Below are 17,526 nucleotides of genomic sequence, written 5' to 3' on the forward strand. Positions count from 1 at the left end.
ACATGAATACGATCATTCAGGAGCCCATGTCCCACCGGGATCCGGCCGGTAAGGGGGGACGCAGCGTCGATCCCGCCTCCATCCTGTCCGTTCTGGAATGGCTTTCCGGTGACGAATGCCATTCCGTCGACGAGGCTGGCCTTGTTGCCGGTCTTGGTCGCAGGCTGCGTCAGATCGGGCTACCGGTCGACCGGCTGACCCTCCACCTGATGACACTTCATCCGGAAATCCTTGGTCGCACCGTCGCCTGGGCGCCGTCCGAACCCGTGGAGATCCACGACCGGGAGCATGGCATGAAGATGGCCTTCGCAGCCAGCGCGCTTCGGAAGGTGATGGAGTCGCGGGAACCGATGATCGTCGATGCCGACGACCAGATGTGGCCCTGGCAGCATATCGACGTCTTCGAGGGGCGGGGACTTGTCCAGCTCGTGATCGCCCCGCTCTGCAACATCGACGGCCCGGTGAGTGCCGCGGTGTTTGCCACAAAGCGGTCCTCAGGCTTCACGCTCTCCGAGATCCACGTCATCGAGCGCATCCTTCCCGCGCTTCGCAACAGCTGCGAGATCAGGGTGCTGCGGCAGGCCGAGCTCTCGCTGCTCGATACCTACATCGGCCCGATGACTGCCCAGCGCATCCTTGCCGGCAGGATTCGCCAGGGCGAGATCGAAACCATGGAGGCCGCGCTTCTTCTCTGCGACCTTCGCGGCTTCACGGAGCTCTCGAACCGGCTGGCCGATGAGAAGGTCCTCGAACTTCTGAACGCCTACTTCGACATCGTGGTGCCTGCGATCACCAGCCAAGGCGGGGAGGTCTTGAAGTTCATGGGCGACGCCGTGCTCGCGTTCTTCCCGAGTTCCGACGCCACAATGGCGAGCGAGCAGGCTCTGGCGGCCACCGACCAGATCCTCGACGATCTCGCGAAGCTCGAGCTCGGCGGCGTCCGCATCGGCGCGAGCGTCGCTCTGCACTACGGAAAGGTCAGCTATGGGAACATCGGCTCCGGCCGGCGGCTCGACTTCACCGTCATCGGATCGGACGTCAACCTCCTCAGCCGGATCCAGACCGCCTGCGGCGCACTCGGGAAGTCCGTCCTGATGTCCGATGCCTTCCGTCTCCGCGCCGGCACGAAAAACATCGTCTCCACCAAGCTCCATCATCTGAAAGGATTCAAGGATCCGATCGAGCTGTTCACGCTGGCGGAAAGAGGAGGAAGCGCGGGGTAATACGATGCCAGCCGCAGCGACCGGCTCGCCCTAAAACGTGGCGTGCCTGACCGGTGGCCCCATGGCTATATCACCGTGGTAGATAGCCGGAGTGGAGAGATTAGAAATAAGCTATATTATTGAATTTCGACGGCTATTTTGACAAATTTGTAAGCTTGTAATGGACGCGCTTTTGTCCGATGCAGTTATCGGAGCGACTCGAAGTTCAAGGAACAGCGATACTTGGACACGTAGCGGTCATTTCCACCGCCGGGGAAGATCGTTTTTCCGAACCGTGAAACTCTTGAATGCCAATCGAGCCTTGAATGACTCAACGTTGACCAGGGCGCCTATGGCGTCCGCGACCTGCTGCCGGCTCACGGCGCTTTCAGCGCCGACAATCACTTGCGCGAGCCGCGGGTTGGGCTCGAAGTGATGAAAATAGAGGTCACCCTCTTTCTCCTCCTGATCTAGCTGAAAGACCATTCTCCGTTCCTCTTCGTAGGCCCACGAAGCGTATTTGATGAACTAGGTCTCGATGAAGTCGGTTACGGTCAGGTCATCCAACTGTTTTCGTTTGAAGTCCTTTGCCTCAAGCAGATTGCCGGTGTAGCTGATGGGGATAATCGGACGGGTGCCGACGACATCGAACGCCAAGCATATCCCGTTGTGCCGGTCGGCGTAGTGAGACGACATCATGGGATGTTGCCAGTTGTCGGAGAGGCAGACGATCCCATACTCCTTGTCCGCCAGCTTCTTCATTTCGCGCATACCGATCCGTGACGCTTTGTCAGGAAGGCGCAGCGGAAGAAACTCGAATGGATCGTTCAAGTCTTTGATGCGGGCGATCTTGATCCGCCGTTTCGCAATGTTTTGAAGACCATGATCGGCTTTCGTGAAGTAGTCGAGCCGCATCGACTGCCTTTACTTTGTTAATAGGAAACGTCGGAATGTCGACAAGACAATGTTTCTGATGGACGAGTTCACCGGCTGATTTGAGTTCTTCGGGGACTTCAGCCTGACAGTCGCGTACCGGAAGCGCTGGCCGTCAGGATCATGTTCGGCTACCTGTTCAAGATACGAGTTCACGCCCTCGATATCATCAGCCGGGATCGCACCTTCACCAATTGACTCGCATGCTGGATCAAGCAGCGGAACAACCAACTCCCAGAGTGGCAAGAGATCGTGCCTGCCAAGTGCTTTCTCCTCGTTATCGGCAATCGGACGATCCAGCAGCATCGCAGTGGTCCTGAAGATATCCTTCAGGACAAGCTCGATGTGGTGCCTGTAGAGATAGAGGATCGGATACACGAGCGAGTCCTGGTCCGAATGCGACTCGCAGACTTGTAGCGCTAGGCGACCGGCCGCCATCCGGAACCCTTTCTTGTAAGGGTAGTTGACGTCGTACCAGTACGAGATGCAGGCGTTAGTCCCCGCATCGGCCGCTCTAAACAGGACATGATCTTTGCGAGGGGGCGGCGACTGTCCAAAAATTGACTTCTGTTCTTCCACGACTCGTCCCTCCAACTCTGCCGGTGGAAGTTGTATCTCGCGTTTTCTGGGCAGACTAGCGTCCTGTATTCAACGAGACAGGCGGCTTCGGAGGGCTATTTCAATTCCGCAACGCCACCGAATCAAGGTGGCGGCAAACCGTATCGGTGGCGGTAAGCTTTTCAGGGAATATTAGCGGGTCTAAAATTCACCAGCAAACTCTGGGCTTGTCGGTGGTCGGAGTGGAGAGATTCGAACTCCCGACCCTCTGGTCCCAAACCAGATGCGCTACCAGACTGCGCTACACTCCGTGAGAGGGGCCAATACACGCTTCATACCGGCGCCGCAATATCAAAAACGCGTTTGCCCCATCCTTCGGCGCTGCTTTGCCGTTCAGGATAGTGTCAGGAAGCCTCACCATAGTCGCGCGGTTTTGAGTCAGGCGGCAACGCGGTGCCAGCCGCTCTGCGCTGGTGCACACGGAGCAAACCAATCGGCATGGCAACGGAAAAGCAGAAGGCGTGGGTGCGCCCCCAAATCGGCAGCATCACGCTCGCAGTCATCGTATCGCTCTATATCCTCATCGTCGCCAATTACACGTTCTGGAGCCGGGCATTCGTCTATTTCGACGGCCATCGGCTGGCCTTCGCCGGCTTCGTGGCGGGCATGATCGCGCTGACGATCGCGATCGCCGTGAGCGTCTCCATGAAATACCTCATCAAGCCGGCGTTGATCTTCCTTGTGCTTGCCGCAGTCGCCGCGGCCTGGTTCACCGACCGCTTCGGCGTCATCATCGACCGCGAGATGCTTCGCAACGCAGCCGTTACGACGCAATCGGAAGCGCAGCATCTGATCACCGCGAAGTTCGTTCTCCACATGCTGCTCGCGGGCGTTCTACCCTCCCTGGCGATTGCCGCCGTGCGTGTCGTCCACCGGCCCTTTTGGAGCAAGTTTCTGCATAATACGGCGGTGGTGCTGCCTTGCATCGGCGTCGTCGCGGTAACCGGCATGGGGTTTTACTCCACCTACGCCGCCGTCGGGCGCATCCATCGTGACCTGATGATGACGATCAATCCGCATTTCCCGATCGGCAGCGCCATCTATTTTGCCGCCACCTATGGAGACAATCTCAATGTCGTGCGCCAGCCGATCGGCACGGATGCGCGCCAGATACCGGCGGCAGCGCCCGGCAAACCCCGCGTGCTGATCATCGTTGCGGGCGAAACGGCAAGAGGGCAGGAGTTCTCGCTCGGCGGTTACGGCCGCGACACCAACCCGGAGATGAAAGCGCGCAACGTCACGTTCTTCCCCGATGTCACGAGCTGCGGCACGGAGACCGCCGTTTCCATCCCCTGCATGTTTTCCGTCTATCCGCGGACGCAGTACAGCCACCGGAAGGGCCTGGCGACCGATAATCTGACCGATGTGCTCGGCCACGCCAAGATCGATGTCGAATGGTGGGACAACGACACCGGGACTTACGGTGTCGCGGACCGCATCAAATACAAGTATCTGCCGAATACCCGCGATCCGCGGTTCTGCAAGGACGGCGAATGCCTGGACACCATCCTGCTCGACAAGCTCGATGACTGGCTCGCCAATGTGAAGGGCGACAGCGTGCTCGTTCTTCACCAGCTCGGCAGCCACGGCCCGGCCTACTATCAGCGCTATCCCGATGATAGCAGGCGCTTTACGCCCGACTGCCGCGTTGCCGATTTCGCAAACTGCAAACCGGAAGAGGTGACGAACGCCTACGACAACACGATCGTCATGACCGACCACGTGGTCGCCTCCGTCATCGACAAGCTGAAGGCGCATCAGGACAAGCTTGCCGGTTCGATGCTCTATCTCTCGGATCACGGCGAATCGCTCGGCGAGAACGGGATCTATCTGCATGGCGCGCCGTATTTCATCGCCCCAAGGCAGCAGACCCATGTGCCGATGGCGCTCTGGCTTTCGGATGCTTTCGCCAGCGAAACCCGCTTGGATAGGGCCTGCATCGCGGCGCAGGCAGAGCGGCCGGCCTCGCACGACAACTTCTTCCATAGCGTGCTCGGGCTGATGCAGGTGGAGACGAGCGTTCGCAACGCCTCGCTCGACATTATTTCACCTTGCCGCAAGCCCGCCGACAAGCTCGCGTCCAATTAGTCTGCGGCAGTTCGGTGCGCTTCGGCTTTTTTCTTGAAATCCGGCGGATTCGCGGATAGGCAAAATTCATCTCTTTGCGCTATATGGATCGCAAGGAACCGCTCCAGAACGGGGTGGAGGTTTGAAATATTCAGCGGGCAGGGCCCGCGTAGCCGGAGGCGCGCAGCATGTCTGCCAAGATCTATCGTCCAGCCAAGACCGCCATGCAGTCCGGCAAGGCCAAGACGCATCTCTGGGTGCTGGAGTTCGATCAGGAGCAGCCGCGCAAGATTGATCCGATGATGGGCTATACGTCCTCCGGCGACACGCGCCAGCAGCTGAAGTTGACCTTCGAATCGCAGGAACTGGCCGAAGCTTATGCAAAGCGCAACGGCATCGAATACCGCGTGATCGCGCCGAAGGATCCGGCCCGCCAGGTGGTCGCCTATCCGGATAATTTCCGCTATACCCGCACTCAACCGTGGACACACTGAACGTTCAGACATGCCGCGTTGCTGCCCTGCGTCGCAGCGCCGGACGGCCCCTTAGCTCAGCTGGATAGAGCACCTGCCTTCTAAGCAGGTGGTCGCAGGTTCGAATCCTGCAGGGGTCGCCAAACCATATCCCAAGTTATTGATTCATTGTAGGTGCGACCGGGCAGGGCCAAAGGTGCGACCTACATCCTGTTCGCCAGACGTTCCGACGCACTCTTCGCGAGCTTTTTTTTGTCTGCTTCTTTGGTGTAGATTTCAGCCATCGCCAGACGCGACCAGCCGAACATTGCCATCAGCTCATGAGCCGTTGCACCTTCGTCCGCGGCTATCGTCGCTCCCGCCTTGCGCAGCCCGTGCGCTCTGCATTCGTCCGGCAGCCCGGCTGCCTTGCACTGCTTGGCGAACCAATTCCCAAACGATGCTCCTGAACTGAATGGCTTCCCGCGCTCTGTCGTGAGGAATGCCAAATCACCTGTCGGCGTGGCCTCCATCGAATCCATGAGCTGCTTGAAGACCGGCAGGTAAACCCACTGCCCTGTCTTCTCGGTTTTCAGGGATATCACGCCGTCTTTAAGGTGCTGCCTGCCGACGACCACAGCGTCACCACGGCGCAATCCCAGGAAGAGCAGGATATCGATCGCCAGCCGTGACTTGGTCCCGAGCTTGTGATGAGCGCGGTACTTTTCGACCTGCTCAACGGTCCATGTGTGGAAGCCGTCCGATTTAACGTTGACCTTGCTTACGCCAGTCACCGGGTTGATTTCGACGTGTTCGGCCTCGATTGCCCACTTGAACAGGTGGCTCATTGTCTTCAGGAAGTTGTTCGCGGCATTTGGGGTGGCGGCGCGCTTGTCGATCCCGGCCTTGATATCGGCCTTCGTCATGCGGCCGAATGGCAGGTCGCCGTTCTTTTCCAGAACCTGCTTCAGGATATTGTCCCGCGCTCGTCGCGTTCCCTGTGCCAGCTCGGCAAAGGCTGCGCTGCGCTTGTATTGATCAACCAGCCACTTTAGAGAGCCGGTACGAGACTTTGGTGCCTCGACCGTCGGGATAGATCCCGTCAGCGCCTTTTCATAGGCCGAGTTGAACTCGTCGCTGCCATATTCCCCCTTCAGCCGGACGCGCTTTCCCTTCCGCTTGAAATACCAAACAAGCTTTCCGTGGCGGGTCGTTTCATGGGACAAGAATGGCTTGCGCGGCATGTCCTCCATCAGAGGTCAAATCCTCGGAATTTTTCAACGTCCTTGCCGCTGTGATTATCGGGGATATCGGGGGAAACCCTAATGATTTTCCCGTCGACTACGATCTCAACACGCACGCCATCGCGCTTGGCGATCTTTGCCATGCGGTGCAAATCCGATTCTTTGATGAGGGCAGATGCCGTCATTCCTCACCTCCCTTGATCTCTGGGGGTGGTGGGTAGTCGGGTTCTTCGAAGGGAACGCCGAAATCGTCGTCGTAGGTCGGGTCTATCAACCCTTCACCTTCGCACTCCCAGCAGGTGTCTTCGTCCTGGCCGCAGATGCAATCACCGGGCCAGCAGTCGCAGCGAAAGTAACCGAGCCCGCCACAAGCTGGGCATTTAGTGAGCCTGTCAGCCATCATCTCCCGCCCTCCGTTGCAGGGGCGCCCTTCTTATCGGTGAGGGCGGCAAGGGAAGCCTCGGTGCGGGTCATATCTGCGAACATGAGCGCTATGCGCTCGTGGATTTCAGCGACCGGCGTGTTTTGCGCGACGAAGGGACGATCTAGCCACGAGGCAGCAACGAGCAAATCGTTTACCGCCTTCACCAAGCCATCTCGTTCAGCCCGCAATGCCTCCACCTCCGCCACCAGGGCGGCGTTATCGGAGGAGAAGGCGGCAATGTCCTTCTTCGCGTCCTGCACGAAATGCATCATCTGCGCTTTGGAGCCGCTGGCGATGGCGTTGGCATCGCATCCAGCCCATTGCTCGACCGAGCGCTCAAGTTTGATAGAGGTCATGGCTTTTGCTCCGGAGCCGGAAGGAGGCCTTGCGAGGTGATGCGCTGATGGACGGTTTCGCCGGTCGGCAAGAGGATCTGACCGAGGAACGCTGCTTCGAACGACAGGATGCCTGTCTCGATTGCCGTGAGCTGCCCCTTGATCCAGTCGCGCAAAATTGACCAGACGGCGACCTGACCCTTCTCAAGGGCGCGGCGCTCGTGCTCGACCTTCGTCATGCGCATGCGCGACGAATAAGGGTTCTGACGCAACCAAGCCGCCGCGTATCCCTTGGCGCTCGCTTCGATCTGCACCATGCGACCGCGGTATTCGAACTGGATGATGACCTTGCCGGCCTCGAAATCCTCCATCGGGGCAAATTTCGAGCAGCCGAACGCCTGGATGGTCTTGCGAATATCGTCCATGGCAGAGCGGCCGGACGTGCTATTTGCATACGGGAGGCTCATCTCCGCCCCTCCTGAGGGTCTATGGTGCGGTAAAGCTGGCGCGGTGGCAAGGAAGGCTTGGGCTGGCGTTTGGCCGATTTCTCGGTCGCCGGGAAACCTGGGGAGCGGATGGGCTGCTTCTGCGCCTTGATCCCATTGGCCTTGTTGTATTGGCGCTTGGCCCTGGCGATCTGGGAAACGTCCTTGTTCGTTTTCCCGTCGGCGCCGCGGTGGCAGCATTCCTTACCGAGCAGTTGGCCTTCGGCAATCGTGATCTTGGCCTTCCTGTCGGCTTCAGGGCGCAGCGCCTCAGGGATGATGTGATCGATCTCCCACGCGCCTTTCTTCAGGAACATGCCGCAACGCTCGCAGGCGACCATTCCCTCCGCGTTGCGAGCGCGCTCGACGATCTGCTCTTTCTGGTTTCGGGTGAACTCACGGCGAGCCATCAGACGCCTCCCGCTTCACGCGTTCGGTCTCGGCTTGCAGCTTCGCCATCCAGCGGACGAGGGCGATAAGGCGTTCACGTTCGCTCATGCGCGCCTCACTTCCGGAAATGCGTCATGCGTCACGCCATCGATCATCCGGCCGGTGTGCTTCTTCCCGACTTTTTGCATCGGCCAGCCGGTATCGACACGCTCGCCTGCTTCGTTGATCCTGCAGAATCCCGGTAGATCGGTCGGCCAATCGCCATCATTGGCTTGAAGTGGCGCCCACTCGCCGTTCTGCTTGTGGTGATAGGCAAGGCCGTGCGCAAGCGCCTGATCGCGAATGCCGCGGAACCAGGCTGGATGCGTCGGCCGCGCCTTGTGGGTGCCCTGATCTGTTTCTCCGCCGGTGATCCACCAGCCGACCGCCGTAAGCTTCGGCCATCCATCCGCGCCGATCTTGATGCCGCTCTCGTAACGCTCGCCAACAGCAAGGCGCTGCGGGAGGGGATCACCGGTCATCCAAGGCGACAAATCACCGAGATCACCAATCAAGGGCTCGCAGCTGGCAAAGAGGAAGAGCGGCCGCAATCCGGATGCTACGATGAGGTGTGGCAGGTTCTTCTTTGCCCGCTCTCGGTCCTCGATCGTCGTGCCGAATGCAATGTTGCTCGGCATGAAGCCGATTTCCTTGACCATCTTGACGATGTTCTGCGGACGCTTGGTCAGCAGCAGCCAGATGAGATTGGGCGTCTTCTTGATCAGCTCGAACAGATCGGCGCGCCATTCGGTCGGAACCTCGTTGTCGAAGACGTCGGCCAAGCTCGAGCAGAAGACGAACGGGCGCTTGCCTTCCTTGGCTGCCTTCCGATCCCATGAGAGGGGCTTGCGCCGATTTGCTTCGGAGGTGAGGGAGCGCGTACCGCTCCCCTTGCCAGGCCCGCCCCATTCGACGCGGCCCATGCGAGTTTCCATAAGGTGTGCAGCATAGCAACCGTCGCACGCGGGAGAGATGCGGGTACAGCCAATCCAGTGGTTGTGCGTGTGGTCGGCCCAGGAGATGAGGGTTTCGTCAGCCATTGGACGCCTCCATGAGGGGCGTTACCCGGTCGAGAAGATAACATCCGGAAATGCCATCCAGCCAAATCACAGCCGAGTGGCCCGACAGGACTTCGGCCGTGGACCGGGTGACCGTTACCTTGCCTTCGCCATTGTCACGGCGAACCGTGACTTTCTGGCCAACAGGGTATTTGGCGTTGAAGGCGTCGCACTGAGCCTGCAGCTTCGCGGTATTGGGGCGATTCATGCTTCACCGCCGATCTCTACCGGCTCGCAGCCGAGCACTTCCGAGAAATATTCGATCGCCATATCCAGCGTCGTCTTCCCGTTCGCAATCGACCGCATGGACATGCTGATCGTTCGTGCCTTCTCCTGGCCGTCTTCCGAAAGCTTCTTCAGCTCGTCGCCTGCCCATTGCTTTTCGACTTCCTTGAGAGCAGCCGGCGAGATGTTCGTATCCGCCGCCATGGGCAGAACATCGCGCGCATACCGGATCAGGATATCGCGCTCGGTGTCGCCGGCTGCTTCGGAATTGGTGGAGGGAGACGACGGGGGATCGGACCGCTCGCCTCCCTCAGCAGACGCGGAGGACGGGGCGTCTGCGGCTTCCGGCGAGAGCGGCACGCCGGATTCGGTGTTGGTGTCCTTGTCGACGAGTTCGGCGTCTGCAGCCGCTTCGGTCTTGGCCCGGTTCTCGGTAGCAGGCGCCATTTCGTCGCTGCCAGCGGCCTCCTGTGGCTTGATCGGCTCGTCGGAAAGAGGGTCGGCAACCTTCTCGTGTTGGGATGCAGCCTTGACCGTTCCGAAGAACATTTCCTCAACGGTCGCTTCGCCGTTCTTCAGGGCAGAATACATGCCGCGTAGCGTGCCGATATCGTCGACATTGACGTCCTCGATACCTTCCCGGCCAAGTGCGCTGAATATCTGCTCCGGCTTCACTCCGAACGCAGCGAGAGCCTTCAACGCCTTTTCGCGGTTTTCGGAGAGTGTTGTAACGTCGCCGGTGATGGTTGCCTGGACTGTTTCATAGGCTCGACGCCACAAAGGTTTCGGAACGCCGGCCAGGATTGCGTTACGCATCGCGATCGAGCAGGCCGCATTGCCTGTGACAATGATCATGTCATCTTTGAAGAGCTTACCGTGCTTGTCGCTGATCCGACGACGGACGCGCGCCGTGGTCGACGAGTTCGTTTCAAGATCATGGAAAACGCCCTCGGCTTCGACAAACATCTCGACCCGGTCGACGTCCACGACCCGAGCACCCGCCCGGCAGTTGCCGAACGACTGCTTCAGGATCTCGGCAAAGCGGATCGATGGACCCTTGATGGGTTTTCCACCGCGAGGAAGGGCGTACATGCATTCCTCGGCGCTCTCCTCGTCCAAGGTCGCCATGCTCATGATTGCGTTCTGGACGCGCTTCATGGAACGCGGATAGGCACGCGCCGTGGTGATGAGCTGATCGATCTCGGCTTTCTGAAGCTGGACAGCAACAGACGATGAAATGCCGATGCTCTCGATGATTTCGCCGTCCTGAGTGATGATTTCGTGATCCATGGATTATGCTCCGGTCGTGAGGCGCTGCTGGTACCAGACCGGCAGATCGGTTTCGTCGAGTTCTTCGAGAGGGGTGGAGGGGACCCATGCCGTGTCGGTTCCGAACTCGGCCATGTAGCGGTTGTAGTTGTCGATCGCCTTGACGATCATCTGCCTGGCGTACCCAAACAGAGGGTTCCCCGGCGAAAGCATGATTGCATGCGAGATCGGCGCGCCGTCCTTCTGGTAGAAGACGAAGACGAAGGCGAACTGGCCATTGCCGGCTATCTGGATGAGCCACGGCATGAACTTCGGATCATCAGGGGCATTGTAGACCTTGCCCTCCTTGATGAGCCGCGCCATCTGCATCCGGCCATGCCGGTAATGCTCGGCCGAGACGATATAGTCATAACCAGCGACGGCATCGCGGCAGGCCTTGCCGAACTCCTTGCCGTACATATTCGCCAGCGACTTCAAGTCGGTGATGGCGTTCATCTTGAGGTAGTCGAACCGGACCTTGTAGCGGATGCCGTTCTCGGTCCAGAAGACCGAGACTTCCGGAACTCCGCCCTCGAAAGCATTGGCGAGGGTCTTGTTCGCCTTGATGAAGGCCGACGCTGCAAGGATCTTCGCATAATCCTTGAACTTGACCGGAACCTTCCCCGCTTCCTTGATCTTGGCAATCTCGTCGATGCCGTCTTTCCGGTTGCCGGGATTGTATTGCGGCGCGTGACCGGCCTTGAATTTCTCCGGACCTTCCAAAACGCATTGATGGAACTGTCGACCGAATACCTTTGCCGGGGTGTCGTCGTCTTCGGGCCGCGCCGGGTTAAGCGGCGAATCCCACCAGTAGTCCGGAGCGTTGTCGACAAGCTTCTTGATGCCGGTCGACCCGAGCGCCGGGTCGCCGTGGTAGACGCTTTCCGGCATTCCGAAATAGATCCCGTCCGGAATGAACTTCGACTGCTCTTTTAGAGCTTCGACATGCGTGTTGACGGTAACGGTGTCAGCCATGGTCTGATCCTCAGTATTTCAGGGTGACGTTCGGAACCAAACCGCTGACCAAATGGACAACGATCTTCTGCGCCTGGTCGGCCGTGATGCCGGAGCACTTGACGAGTTCCTTGACGATGGAATTGTTGATCGTCTTGCGGTGCGCGATGTTGGCTTCGCGGCGGCGCTGTTCGGCTGCCTCAGCTTCCTGTGCATCAGCGATTCGCTTGCGCTCGGCAGCCGCTTCCCGTTCCGCTTGGACCTTCGCAGCGGCAATAGCCTCATCCGCACGGCGCTGGGCGTCCTCTGCCTCACGCTTCGCCCGGTCGGCGGCGTCCTTCGCTGCTTGTTCCGCGGCGGCGACACGAGCGGCATTCTCTCGCTCGACACGTTCGGCGGCTTCGGCTGCTGCCTTCTCCAGATCGGCCTTTCGCTTTTCTTCGGCGATACGCTCGCGCTCGACGCGATCGGCCTCAGCCTGCTTGGCTTCTTCGGCCGCAAGGCGTTCCGCCTCCTGCCGGTCCCGCTCGGCCTTCTCGGCGCGAAGCTGTTCCAGTTCCGCCGCTTCCCGTTCCTGCTTTTCAGCAGTCGCCAAAAGGCGCGTGAGTGTGTCGATGGCGTCTTCGCGGGCAACGCTCGCCTGTGGGGCGAACTCTTCCCAGTGTTCCTTGCCCATCGGCTGGTTTTGGACATCGGCAAGCAGTTCGCGCAATTCCGATGACGGGCGACCGAAACCGACCTTCGACAGATTGATCAGAGCTTCCAAACAAGCCTTGTGACCGTCGACCCGCTCGGCCTCAGCAACTTCCCACTCGGTAAGCGGCTTGCGAACGCTGTCCTTCAACGCGTCGAGGCGTTCCTCGATCGTGTTGCAGGCGGCATTGACTTTCTTGGTCTGGTCGCGCCAGCTCTCGGTCAGCTTCTTGCCCTGGCCGACAAGCGCCGTCTTCGTGCGAGCGACCTTGTAGGCGAGGGAAGCGATCGCCTGGCGACCGACAGTCGTCGAAACGTCGGGCGTGTGCTTCGATACCTCTTCCTGGACCTTGGCAAAGAGCTTTTCAAACTCCCTGTCATCGGTGAATGCCTCAGCCGTCATCACAGCCGGCAGTTTGATAATCAGATCGGTAGACGTGACTTGATCAGCCATGATGCATGGACTCCTGTGCGATTAGGTTTTGATCTTTGAAATGCTGGTCAGCCTGTGCGAGCGCCTGGTACATGGCGAAAAGGACGGCTAATCCGATGATGGCGACCGAGAGCGAGACGACGAAGGCGCAATCCAAGAGCCGGTGCTTCGCGTCGACTGCCTTCTTGTAATCGGCGTCGATTTGATCGAGGGGGCGCATTACTCACCCCTCAGGCGCTTGTTGATGACCGAACTGATCGCTTCCCGGCATTCATCGTTGCACTTGAGGAACCGCTCGGCCGGGTTCTCCTGAAAGTGCTGCCAGGAGCCGTCCGGCATGTCGTAACCGGCTTCCTCGATCTCGTGCCGGTCGATGCTGTGCATCACGGCTATGATGTTGCGGAGTTCGCGGGCGGTGATCATGATCAATCACCGCTGTCGACGGTCATATCGAGACCGCAATGTCTGCAGGATCCGGGATGCCAGCCACGCGAATGGTTAGCGCCGGGTGCATCGACCTCTTCGTGCTTGCAGATAGCGAAGCGGACGACGAGCGGGCGATGCATCGTTTTCTTGGCTTCCTGATCGAAGATGCCGTTGCGCCAGACGACCGCGTAGCCTCCGCCATCGAAGCGGCCGCCCATTCCTGCGGGAGTAAGGAAGAACTGAGCCCAATTCTTCTGACCGTTAACGCGGCCCCATCCCCACTTCGGGACCCAGCTATGCCCGCCGGATGCGAGATTGCTCAGGAAGAGCATTGGATCGACGTCCTCGGCATTCGGGATGTCAATATCGCCCTTGAGAATTGGCGCGAAATCTTCCTCCAGCGTGTATGTCTTCTGCATCATGCCGCCTTCCTTTCGGAGACTGCATCAGCCCATTCGCTATCGGCTTGGTTGCCGGAGGTAGAGACCGGCTTGCCATCCTCGTCGTAGACAACGCGGTTGTCGTAGAGGACTTCCGTGATCGCCTTGAACATCTCCCGATCGAGAACCGTCGGGCTGCGCTGGTGGATGACGTGGCCGTTCTGGAACACGATCTCGTCGACGTAAAAGCCGCCGGAGCTGTCGGCCTTGAGCAGCGCATGGCCGTAGAGCAGGGCGCCTTCGCCGAACTCGGCGATCTTCAGTTCTTCAAAGAAGAAGGTAACTTCCATCACGCACCTCCTTTCCGAGCGGCGAGCATGGCGTCGGCGGAGCGGTAGGCGCTCACAGCCGCAACCTCAGGGGAAAGCGCGCGTTTCTCATCGGCTGCGAGCATTCCCGAGAGAGCCTGACCGGCGAACTGGTCGCGGAGCGTCTTGGGATCGCCAGAGAGCCGGGCGACGATCTCGGTGTTCATCGAACGACCGTTTTCCTTGGCCGCGGCCTTGATCTCTTCTCGGAGACCATCTGGAAGGCGGATGACGAACTTATCCGATCCGCGTCCTGTCTGAATGCTTTCTGCCATCGTCCCGTCCTCTGATCGAATGATCCAAGCCGGTCCCGTTTCGCGATCTTCGCCGTGGCGGGCTCAATCGGTAGCGGCTTGTTAATGAGAGGATATTATGCGCAAACGGATAAATAGCAACAAAGAAAATGCGCAAACGGATAAAAATAATTGCGCAGACGGATAATCGCGCATAAATCTAGGGCATGCAAAATGATCAAGAGCTATCTGAAGCGGGCTACTGGTACCGCGAGCGCGACGAATGGATACGCCACGTCCTGGGGCGTCCCTACCTCTCTTCCGACTGCCAACGTGTGGCGATCTTCATTGCCATGCACATGAACCGGAAAGACAACCACACAAAGCATCAGCAGAAGACCATCGCGAAGGATCTGAATTTGAACCCTTCGACGGTGAAGCGAGCTGTGGCGAAATTGATCGATGAAACGTTGATCGCGAAGGATCAAGTGCAGCGCGGGCTACGGAATCGAGCCGTCAATCGCTACCGGCTGATTTTCGCTTGGGAAGCCCTCTAGGGTGCACTAGCGCCCCCTTGGCAAAAGTGCACCAGCGCCCCCCCTAATAACGATAGGCATAATAACATTAGTTTATTTGTTTTTAGGTTCTTGCTCTGAGGGGAGTAAGTAGAAGGGTGACGATCAGGGCGATATCGCCGAACATTGCCCACCGGTGACAAACGGCGTGTTTCCTCCAGATCTATCGTCTTCGATATACCCGAAAGTGTAGATCTCCACGAACCTGAGCGCATTAAAGTTGATAAGCATGCCGTATCCAAGGCCACCACAAGCCATTTGCTCGCTGGGTTGACCGTCGACGACTTTTCTCTCGCACGTAAAATCAGGATAGGACTTGCCGAGTTGCTTTACCTCGTAAGTGTTCGGTTCACCATTTTTCGGTGAAACCACATACTGGGGATTGGACAATCTGAAGGTGGTGCTGCGCCATTCTCCGTCGAGAAACTTGAGGCCACCGGAAATTTGTTCGACGCAAAGAAGCGTTTCCGCCTTCGCCGGAAAGACAGAGAGCGACCCGACGATGGCGCCAAGCACGACGACGTTTTTCATCCCAGCCTCAATTTCCCCTGCAGCCCGCCGGCGCGGTCCACCTTCCGAAGCTGCGAACGCGGCAGAACAGCAAATATCTCTCCGATCCAATCGAGGTTGACGTTCTCGATCGGTGCCGCGTTGAACGACATCAGTGTGACGCCGCCACTGCCTTTCATGATCGTCTTCAGGAAGCGCCTGCCCTCGGAAGTTCGAACAGCAGCGTCTTCGCCATAGAAGGACGTCACCGGCTTTTTCTGATCACGATAGACGATGACTACGTGCCCATCTTTGTAGACCGGCAGCATCGAATCTCCCTTGACTTCAAGAGCGATCATTTCCTCCGGCAGATGGAAAGGGACGTGAACTTGATCCAGGCCCTCCGGAGGAACCTGCTCGAAATCTGGCAAGATCTCCGCACCAGCGCCGATGTAGCCCATGATCGAGACTGGATGCCAGCCGCCGTTATCGGATGGCACTTCATCAGTGAGTCGCTCGTAGGCATCATTGATTGCGTCGCGCCGTTGTCCTTCAGGTTCGGCGCCTGATAGCCAGCGATTGACCGTGGATTGCGACACTTCAAATTTCTCGGCGAGCTGCATCTGCTTCCAGCCGGTCGCTTTCATGATCGCGCGAAGTTTTTCAGGGATCGTAGCCATAGACGGACGCTAGTTCCGAACGCGGATAAACAAAAATGCGTTCGCGGATAAAATGCGCTTGCAAATAATCCGTTTGCGCATAATATCCGTTCCCATGAACGCGCTGAAGCACATCCGAAAGAACGTATTCGCTGTCACCCAGGCTGAGTTTGCCGCGGTGGCCGGTGTAACGCAGGCCACGGTCTCGCGATGGGAGAACGGTGTCGCCCCTTCGCTAGAAGAAATGCAGGCGATCCGCTCGGCCGCAGCAGAACGTGCGATCGACTGGAGTGACGCTCTCTTTTTCGACGTCCCCGCTGCGGAGACCGCAGCATGAGCGCCGCCGACGTTCTCAAAGACGCGCTGGCGATGATCAGCGCCCCGCACAAGTGGGCGAAAGGCGCCATCGCCTTCGATCGCCACGGCAATCAGGTGAAGCCCCTTGACGAAAAGGCTTGTCGCTTCTGCATGGTCGGAGCCATTCAGCGCCTGCAGCCGAACGCCGACGACTACGGCCAGGCGATCATGATCCTGCGCAAGGCGTGCGGCAGCCAGTCCATTTTCGAATTCAACGATCAGTGCGGTCACAAGGCCATGACGAAAGTCATGCGGCGCGCGATTAGCTACGCGGAGGCTGCGTAAATGTGGAACCACGACATCTCCAGCGCACCGCGCGGCAAGATGGTGCAGACGACCGTCAGAACGAAGGACGGCATCAAGCGTATCGAGCAGTACCGAAAGGAATACATCCTCGCGGTTCACTCCGATGGAACGGTCGTCCAGTCCTACTGGATACCGCCTCGCTACACGCAAAACGGCGCTGTCCTCGATGGCAACCGCTGGTCTGGCTTCAACGTCGGCAAGGAGCCGATCGCTTGGGCGCCGTGGCCCGAATTCAATTCCCAATCGGACGGCGGCGAATTCGCTGCAGTGAAGGCGCAAGGCCGACTGGCGGACCCTGTTGAGGTCGAACCGTCGCCGTCCGGCCTCGATCATCTCATCATCGACGACTGCGGCGGAGGCGTTTGAGCCATGGAATGCAAGTTTCAGGTTGGACAGAAGGTCGCGGCGATCGAAGACCTCGAATGCGGAGTCGCAAAGGGACGGATTCTGACCGTATCCTGCATTGAGGGCGGCGATTTCGATGCTTTTGACGGAACGAAGCAGCACGTCGCCTTGAGCTTCTATGAAGTGCGAACCCGGAGTGGATACTGCGGATTTGACGCCCGTTTCTTCCGCCCCGTTGTCTCTCGCAAGACCGATATCTCGATCTTCACGGCAATGCTGACGCCGAAGACTGAGCAGGTTCCGGCATGACCAGCACTCTCGCAACGGCTGTCCGCCAGACCAAACGCCAGATGACGTTCCACTGCTGCGATGCATGCGAGCGCGTCCTCTCCATTGAAGAAATCATTGAGCGGCACTGCGAGCGCTGCAACGCGCTGACGCGGCCTACAGAGGTGAGGGAAGCGGCATGATCGCGACGTTTCTCGGATACGCCTTCTTGGCGATGATCATCGGCGGCTTCGTGCTCTG

General features: G+C 58.8%; 29 protein-coding genes and 2 tRNA genes. 10 read left to right on the top strand and 21 right to left on the bottom strand.

The genetic code is table 11. The features are described 5' to 3' along the window. Positions 1-2 precede the first annotated feature (2 nt). On the top strand, positions 3-1,223 hold the full coding sequence (locus HGP14_RS09340; RefSeq protein ID WP_168829522.1) for an adenylate/guanylate cyclase domain-containing protein: 1,221 nt from the start codon (positions 3-5) through the stop codon (positions 1,221-1,223). 237 nt (positions 1,224-1,460) lie between these two features. Here HGP14_RS09340 and HGP14_RS09345 read toward each other — a convergent pair whose 3' ends face one another. The 4 genes from HGP14_RS09345 to HGP14_RS09360 all read right to left on the bottom strand — a co-directional run bounded on the left by HGP14_RS09345 (position 1,461) and on the right by HGP14_RS09360 (position 3,004). Beyond that, positions 1,461-1,688 (bottom strand): hypothetical protein, encoded by a 228-nt coding sequence (locus HGP14_RS09345; RefSeq protein WP_168829523.1) that lies wholly within the window; start codon positions 1,686-1,688, stop codon positions 1,461-1,463. A gap of 42 nt (positions 1,689-1,730) precedes the next feature. Beyond that, positions 1,731-2,117 carry a hypothetical protein gene (locus HGP14_RS09350; protein ID WP_168829524.1) on the bottom strand — a complete coding sequence of 129 codons (387 nt, stop codon included), beginning with the start codon at positions 2,115-2,117 and terminating at the stop codon, positions 1,731-1,733. A 9-nt stretch (positions 2,118-2,126) separates the two neighbouring features. Beyond that, entirely contained in the window at positions 2,127-2,714 is a 588-nt protein-coding gene (locus tag HGP14_RS09355) for a hypothetical protein (protein WP_168829525.1), read from the bottom strand. A gap of 213 nt (positions 2,715-2,927) precedes the next feature. Next, positions 2,928-3,004, bottom strand: a tRNA-Pro gene (locus HGP14_RS09360). Positions 3,005-3,191: 187 nt separating this feature from the next. Between HGP14_RS09360 and HGP14_RS09365 the strand changes: the two genes are divergently transcribed. The 3 genes from HGP14_RS09365 (at position 3,192) to HGP14_RS09375 (ending at position 5,436) form a co-directional block, all read left to right on the top strand. Continuing rightward, a complete protein-coding gene (locus HGP14_RS09365) occupies positions 3,192-4,841 on the top strand; it encodes a phosphoethanolamine transferase (protein ID WP_168829526.1) in 1,650 nt (549 codons plus the stop codon). 167 nt (positions 4,842-5,008) lie between these two features. After that, positions 5,009-5,314, top strand: a complete 306-nt coding sequence (locus HGP14_RS09370) for an ETC complex I subunit (RefSeq protein ID WP_168829527.1) — start codon at positions 5,009-5,011, stop codon at positions 5,312-5,314. A gap of 45 nt (positions 5,315-5,359) precedes the next feature. Beyond that, a tRNA-Arg gene (locus tag HGP14_RS09375) sits at positions 5,360-5,436 on the top strand. 60 nt (positions 5,437-5,496) lie between these two features. Here HGP14_RS09375 and HGP14_RS09380 read toward each other — a convergent pair. The 15 genes from HGP14_RS09380 to HGP14_RS09450 all read right to left on the bottom strand — a co-directional run bounded on the left by HGP14_RS09380 (position 5,497) and on the right by HGP14_RS09450 (position 14,309). Next, entirely contained in the window at positions 5,497-6,525 is a 1,029-nt protein-coding gene (locus HGP14_RS09380) for a tyrosine-type recombinase/integrase (protein ID WP_246704392.1), read from the bottom strand. Further along, positions 6,525-6,701, bottom strand: a complete 177-nt coding sequence (locus HGP14_RS09385) for a hypothetical protein (protein ID WP_168829528.1) — start codon at positions 6,699-6,701, stop codon at positions 6,525-6,527. Before HGP14_RS09385 ends, HGP14_RS09380 begins: the two co-directional genes overlap by 1 nt. 214 nt (positions 6,702-6,915) lie before the next feature. Further along, entirely contained in the window at positions 6,916-7,296 is a 381-nt protein-coding gene (locus tag HGP14_RS09390; RefSeq protein ID WP_168829529.1) for a hypothetical protein, read from the bottom strand. Beyond that, entirely contained in the window at positions 7,293-7,742 is a 450-nt protein-coding gene (locus tag HGP14_RS35465; protein ID WP_168828768.1) for a hypothetical protein, read from the bottom strand. Before HGP14_RS35465 ends, HGP14_RS09390 begins: the two co-directional genes overlap by 4 nt. Next, positions 7,739-8,170: an HNH endonuclease signature motif containing protein gene (locus tag HGP14_RS09400; protein WP_168829530.1), complete on the bottom strand. Its 432-nt coding sequence runs from the start codon at positions 8,168-8,170 to the stop codon at positions 7,739-7,741. Before HGP14_RS09400 ends, HGP14_RS35465 begins: the two co-directional genes overlap by 4 nt. An 84-nt stretch (positions 8,171-8,254) precedes the next feature. Next, on the bottom strand, positions 8,255-9,229 hold the full coding sequence (locus HGP14_RS09405) for a DUF5131 family protein (RefSeq protein ID WP_168829531.1): 975 nt from the start codon (positions 9,227-9,229) through the stop codon (positions 8,255-8,257). Next, positions 9,222-9,455, bottom strand: a complete 234-nt coding sequence (locus HGP14_RS09410) for a hypothetical protein (RefSeq protein WP_168829532.1) — start codon at positions 9,453-9,455, stop codon at positions 9,222-9,224. Before HGP14_RS09410 ends, HGP14_RS09405 begins: the two co-directional genes overlap by 8 nt. Next, positions 9,452-10,762, bottom strand: a complete 1,311-nt coding sequence (locus HGP14_RS09415; protein WP_168829533.1) for a hypothetical protein — start codon at positions 10,760-10,762, stop codon at positions 9,452-9,454. The genes HGP14_RS09410 and HGP14_RS09415 overlap by 4 nt, the downstream gene beginning before the upstream one ends. A gap of 3 nt (positions 10,763-10,765) precedes the next feature. After that, a complete protein-coding gene (locus HGP14_RS09420; protein WP_168829534.1) occupies positions 10,766-11,755 on the bottom strand; it encodes a PD-(D/E)XK nuclease-like domain-containing protein in 990 nt (329 codons plus the stop codon). 10 nt (positions 11,756-11,765) lie between these two features. Beyond that, positions 11,766-12,881, bottom strand: a complete 1,116-nt coding sequence (locus HGP14_RS09425; protein WP_168829535.1) for a hypothetical protein — start codon at positions 12,879-12,881, stop codon at positions 11,766-11,768. Continuing rightward, positions 12,874-13,080, bottom strand: coding sequence for a hypothetical protein (locus HGP14_RS09430; protein ID WP_168829536.1), 207 nt, complete (start codon positions 13,078-13,080; stop codon positions 12,874-12,876). Before HGP14_RS09430 ends, HGP14_RS09425 begins: the two co-directional genes overlap by 8 nt. Further along, positions 13,080-13,283: a hypothetical protein gene (locus HGP14_RS09435; RefSeq protein ID WP_168829537.1), complete on the bottom strand. Its 204-nt coding sequence runs from the start codon at positions 13,281-13,283 to the stop codon at positions 13,080-13,082. Before HGP14_RS09435 ends, HGP14_RS09430 begins: the two co-directional genes overlap by 1 nt. A gap of 2 nt (positions 13,284-13,285) precedes the next feature. Then, the gene (locus HGP14_RS09440) at positions 13,286-13,708 is read right to left on the bottom strand and encodes a hypothetical protein (RefSeq protein ID WP_168829538.1); all 423 of its coding nucleotides are present in this window, start codon (positions 13,706-13,708) and stop codon (positions 13,286-13,288) included. Beyond that, entirely contained in the window at positions 13,705-14,016 is a 312-nt protein-coding gene (locus HGP14_RS09445; protein ID WP_168829539.1) for a hypothetical protein, read from the bottom strand. Before HGP14_RS09445 ends, HGP14_RS09440 begins: the two co-directional genes overlap by 4 nt. Continuing rightward, positions 14,016-14,309, bottom strand: coding sequence for an Arc family DNA-binding protein (locus HGP14_RS09450; protein ID WP_168829540.1), 294 nt, complete (start codon positions 14,307-14,309; stop codon positions 14,016-14,018). Before HGP14_RS09450 ends, HGP14_RS09445 begins: the two co-directional genes overlap by 1 nt. A gap of 185 nt (positions 14,310-14,494) precedes the next feature. Between HGP14_RS09450 and HGP14_RS09455 the strand changes: the two genes are divergently transcribed. Further along, positions 14,495-14,824 carry a helix-turn-helix domain-containing protein gene (locus HGP14_RS09455; protein WP_168829541.1) on the top strand — a complete coding sequence of 110 codons (330 nt, stop codon included), beginning with the start codon at positions 14,495-14,497 and terminating at the stop codon, positions 14,822-14,824. Positions 14,825-14,947: 123 nt separating this feature from the next. Here HGP14_RS09455 and HGP14_RS09460 read toward each other — a convergent pair whose 3' ends face one another. Then, complete coding sequence (locus HGP14_RS09460) at positions 14,948-15,373, bottom strand: hypothetical protein (RefSeq protein ID WP_168829542.1); 426 nt, start codon at positions 15,371-15,373, stop codon at positions 14,948-14,950. Beyond that, positions 15,370-16,011, bottom strand: coding sequence for an XRE family transcriptional regulator (locus HGP14_RS09465; protein ID WP_281408075.1), 642 nt, complete (start codon positions 16,009-16,011; stop codon positions 15,370-15,372). Before HGP14_RS09465 ends, HGP14_RS09460 begins: the two co-directional genes overlap by 4 nt. 94 nt (positions 16,012-16,105) lie before the next feature. Between HGP14_RS09465 and HGP14_RS09470 the strand changes: the two genes are divergently transcribed. The 5 genes from HGP14_RS09470 to HGP14_RS09490 are packed head-to-tail and all read left to right on the top strand — an operon-like array spanning position 16,106 to position 17,468. Continuing rightward, positions 16,106-16,327 carry a helix-turn-helix transcriptional regulator gene (locus tag HGP14_RS09470; protein WP_168829544.1) on the top strand — a complete coding sequence of 74 codons (222 nt, stop codon included), beginning with the start codon at positions 16,106-16,108 and terminating at the stop codon, positions 16,325-16,327. After that, positions 16,324-16,632 carry a hypothetical protein gene (locus HGP14_RS09475; protein ID WP_168829545.1) on the top strand — a complete coding sequence of 103 codons (309 nt, stop codon included), beginning with the start codon at positions 16,324-16,326 and terminating at the stop codon, positions 16,630-16,632. Before HGP14_RS09470 ends, HGP14_RS09475 begins: the two co-directional genes overlap by 4 nt. Continuing rightward, positions 16,633-17,019 (top strand): hypothetical protein, encoded by a 387-nt coding sequence (locus HGP14_RS09480; RefSeq protein ID WP_168829546.1) that lies wholly within the window; start codon positions 16,633-16,635, stop codon positions 17,017-17,019. 3 nt (positions 17,020-17,022) lie between these two features. Further along, complete coding sequence (locus HGP14_RS09485; protein WP_168829547.1) at positions 17,023-17,307, top strand: hypothetical protein; 285 nt, start codon at positions 17,023-17,025, stop codon at positions 17,305-17,307. Beyond that, complete coding sequence (locus HGP14_RS09490) at positions 17,304-17,468, top strand: hypothetical protein (protein WP_168829548.1); 165 nt, start codon at positions 17,304-17,306, stop codon at positions 17,466-17,468. The genes HGP14_RS09485 and HGP14_RS09490 overlap by 4 nt, the downstream gene beginning before the upstream one ends. The last annotated feature ends 58 nt before the right edge of the window (positions 17,469-17,526 follow it).

Source organism: Rhizobium sp. P32RR-XVIII, assembly GCF_012641395.1.
Lineage (GTDB): Bacteria > Pseudomonadota > Alphaproteobacteria > Rhizobiales > Rhizobiaceae > Rhizobium.

Excerpts from the sequence above, each read along its gene's own strand:
- HGP14_RS09380 (WP_246704392.1), bottom strand. The coding sequence starts at position 6,525 with ATGGAGGACATGCCGCGCAAGCCATTCTTGTCCCATGAAACGACCCGC.
- HGP14_RS35465 (WP_168828768.1), bottom strand. The coding sequence starts at position 7,742 with ATGAGCCTCCCGTATGCAAATAGCACGTCCGGCCGCTCTGCCATGGAC.
- HGP14_RS09450 (WP_168829540.1), bottom strand. The coding sequence starts at position 14,309 with ATGGCAGAAAGCATTCAGACAGGACGCGGATCGGATAAGTTCGTCATC.
- HGP14_RS09365 (WP_168829526.1), top strand. The coding sequence starts at position 3,192 with ATGGCAACGGAAAAGCAGAAGGCGTGGGTGCGCCCCCAAATCGGCAGC.
- HGP14_RS09400 (WP_168829530.1), bottom strand. The coding sequence starts at position 8,170 with ATGGCTCGCCGTGAGTTCACCCGAAACCAGAAAGAGCAGATCGTCGAG.
- HGP14_RS09470 (WP_168829544.1), top strand. The coding sequence starts at position 16,106 with ATGAACGCGCTGAAGCACATCCGAAAGAACGTATTCGCTGTCACCCAG.
- HGP14_RS09405 (WP_168829531.1), bottom strand. The coding sequence starts at position 9,229 with ATGGCTGACGAAACCCTCATCTCCTGGGCCGACCACACGCACAACCAC.
- HGP14_RS09465 (WP_281408075.1), bottom strand. The coding sequence starts at position 16,011 with ATGGCTACGATCCCTGAAAAACTTCGCGCGATCATGAAAGCGACCGGC.
- HGP14_RS09420 (WP_168829534.1), bottom strand. The coding sequence starts at position 11,755 with ATGGCTGACACCGTTACCGTCAACACGCATGTCGAAGCTCTAAAAGAG.
- HGP14_RS09370 (WP_168829527.1), top strand. The coding sequence starts at position 5,009 with ATGTCTGCCAAGATCTATCGTCCAGCCAAGACCGCCATGCAGTCCGGC.
- HGP14_RS09435 (WP_168829537.1), bottom strand. The coding sequence starts at position 13,283 with ATGATCACCGCCCGCGAACTCCGCAACATCATAGCCGTGATGCACAGC.
- HGP14_RS09340 (WP_168829522.1), top strand. The coding sequence starts at position 3 with ATGAATACGATCATTCAGGAGCCCATGTCCCACCGGGATCCGGCCGGT.
- HGP14_RS09490 (WP_168829548.1), top strand. The coding sequence starts at position 17,304 with ATGACCAGCACTCTCGCAACGGCTGTCCGCCAGACCAAACGCCAGATG.
- HGP14_RS09455 (WP_168829541.1), top strand. The coding sequence starts at position 14,495 with ATGCAAAATGATCAAGAGCTATCTGAAGCGGGCTACTGGTACCGCGAG.
- HGP14_RS09475 (WP_168829545.1), top strand. The coding sequence starts at position 16,324 with ATGAGCGCCGCCGACGTTCTCAAAGACGCGCTGGCGATGATCAGCGCC.
- HGP14_RS09410 (WP_168829532.1), bottom strand. The coding sequence starts at position 9,455 with ATGAATCGCCCCAATACCGCGAAGCTGCAGGCTCAGTGCGACGCCTTC.
- HGP14_RS09390 (WP_168829529.1), bottom strand. The coding sequence starts at position 7,296 with ATGACCTCTATCAAACTTGAGCGCTCGGTCGAGCAATGGGCTGGATGC.
- HGP14_RS09415 (WP_168829533.1), bottom strand. The coding sequence starts at position 10,762 with ATGGATCACGAAATCATCACTCAGGACGGCGAAATCATCGAGAGCATC.
- HGP14_RS09350 (WP_168829524.1), bottom strand. The coding sequence starts at position 2,117 with ATGCGGCTCGACTACTTCACGAAAGCCGATCATGGTCTTCAAAACATT.
- HGP14_RS09480 (WP_168829546.1), top strand. The coding sequence starts at position 16,633 with ATGTGGAACCACGACATCTCCAGCGCACCGCGCGGCAAGATGGTGCAG.
- HGP14_RS09460 (WP_168829542.1), bottom strand. The coding sequence starts at position 15,373 with ATGAAAAACGTCGTCGTGCTTGGCGCCATCGTCGGGTCGCTCTCTGTC.
- HGP14_RS09485 (WP_168829547.1), top strand. The coding sequence starts at position 17,023 with ATGGAATGCAAGTTTCAGGTTGGACAGAAGGTCGCGGCGATCGAAGAC.
- HGP14_RS09425 (WP_168829535.1), bottom strand. The coding sequence starts at position 12,881 with ATGGCTGATCAAGTCACGTCTACCGATCTGATTATCAAACTGCCGGCT.
- HGP14_RS09430 (WP_168829536.1), bottom strand. The coding sequence starts at position 13,080 with ATGCGCCCCCTCGATCAAATCGACGCCGATTACAAGAAGGCAGTCGAC.
- HGP14_RS09345 (WP_168829523.1), bottom strand. The coding sequence starts at position 1,688 with ATGGTCTTTCAGCTAGATCAGGAGGAGAAAGAGGGTGACCTCTATTTT.
- HGP14_RS09385 (WP_168829528.1), bottom strand. The coding sequence starts at position 6,701 with ATGACGGCATCTGCCCTCATCAAAGAATCGGATTTGCACCGCATGGCA.
- HGP14_RS09440 (WP_168829538.1), bottom strand. The coding sequence starts at position 13,708 with ATGATGCAGAAGACATACACGCTGGAGGAAGATTTCGCGCCAATTCTC.
- HGP14_RS09445 (WP_168829539.1), bottom strand. The coding sequence starts at position 14,016 with ATGGAAGTTACCTTCTTCTTTGAAGAACTGAAGATCGCCGAGTTCGGC.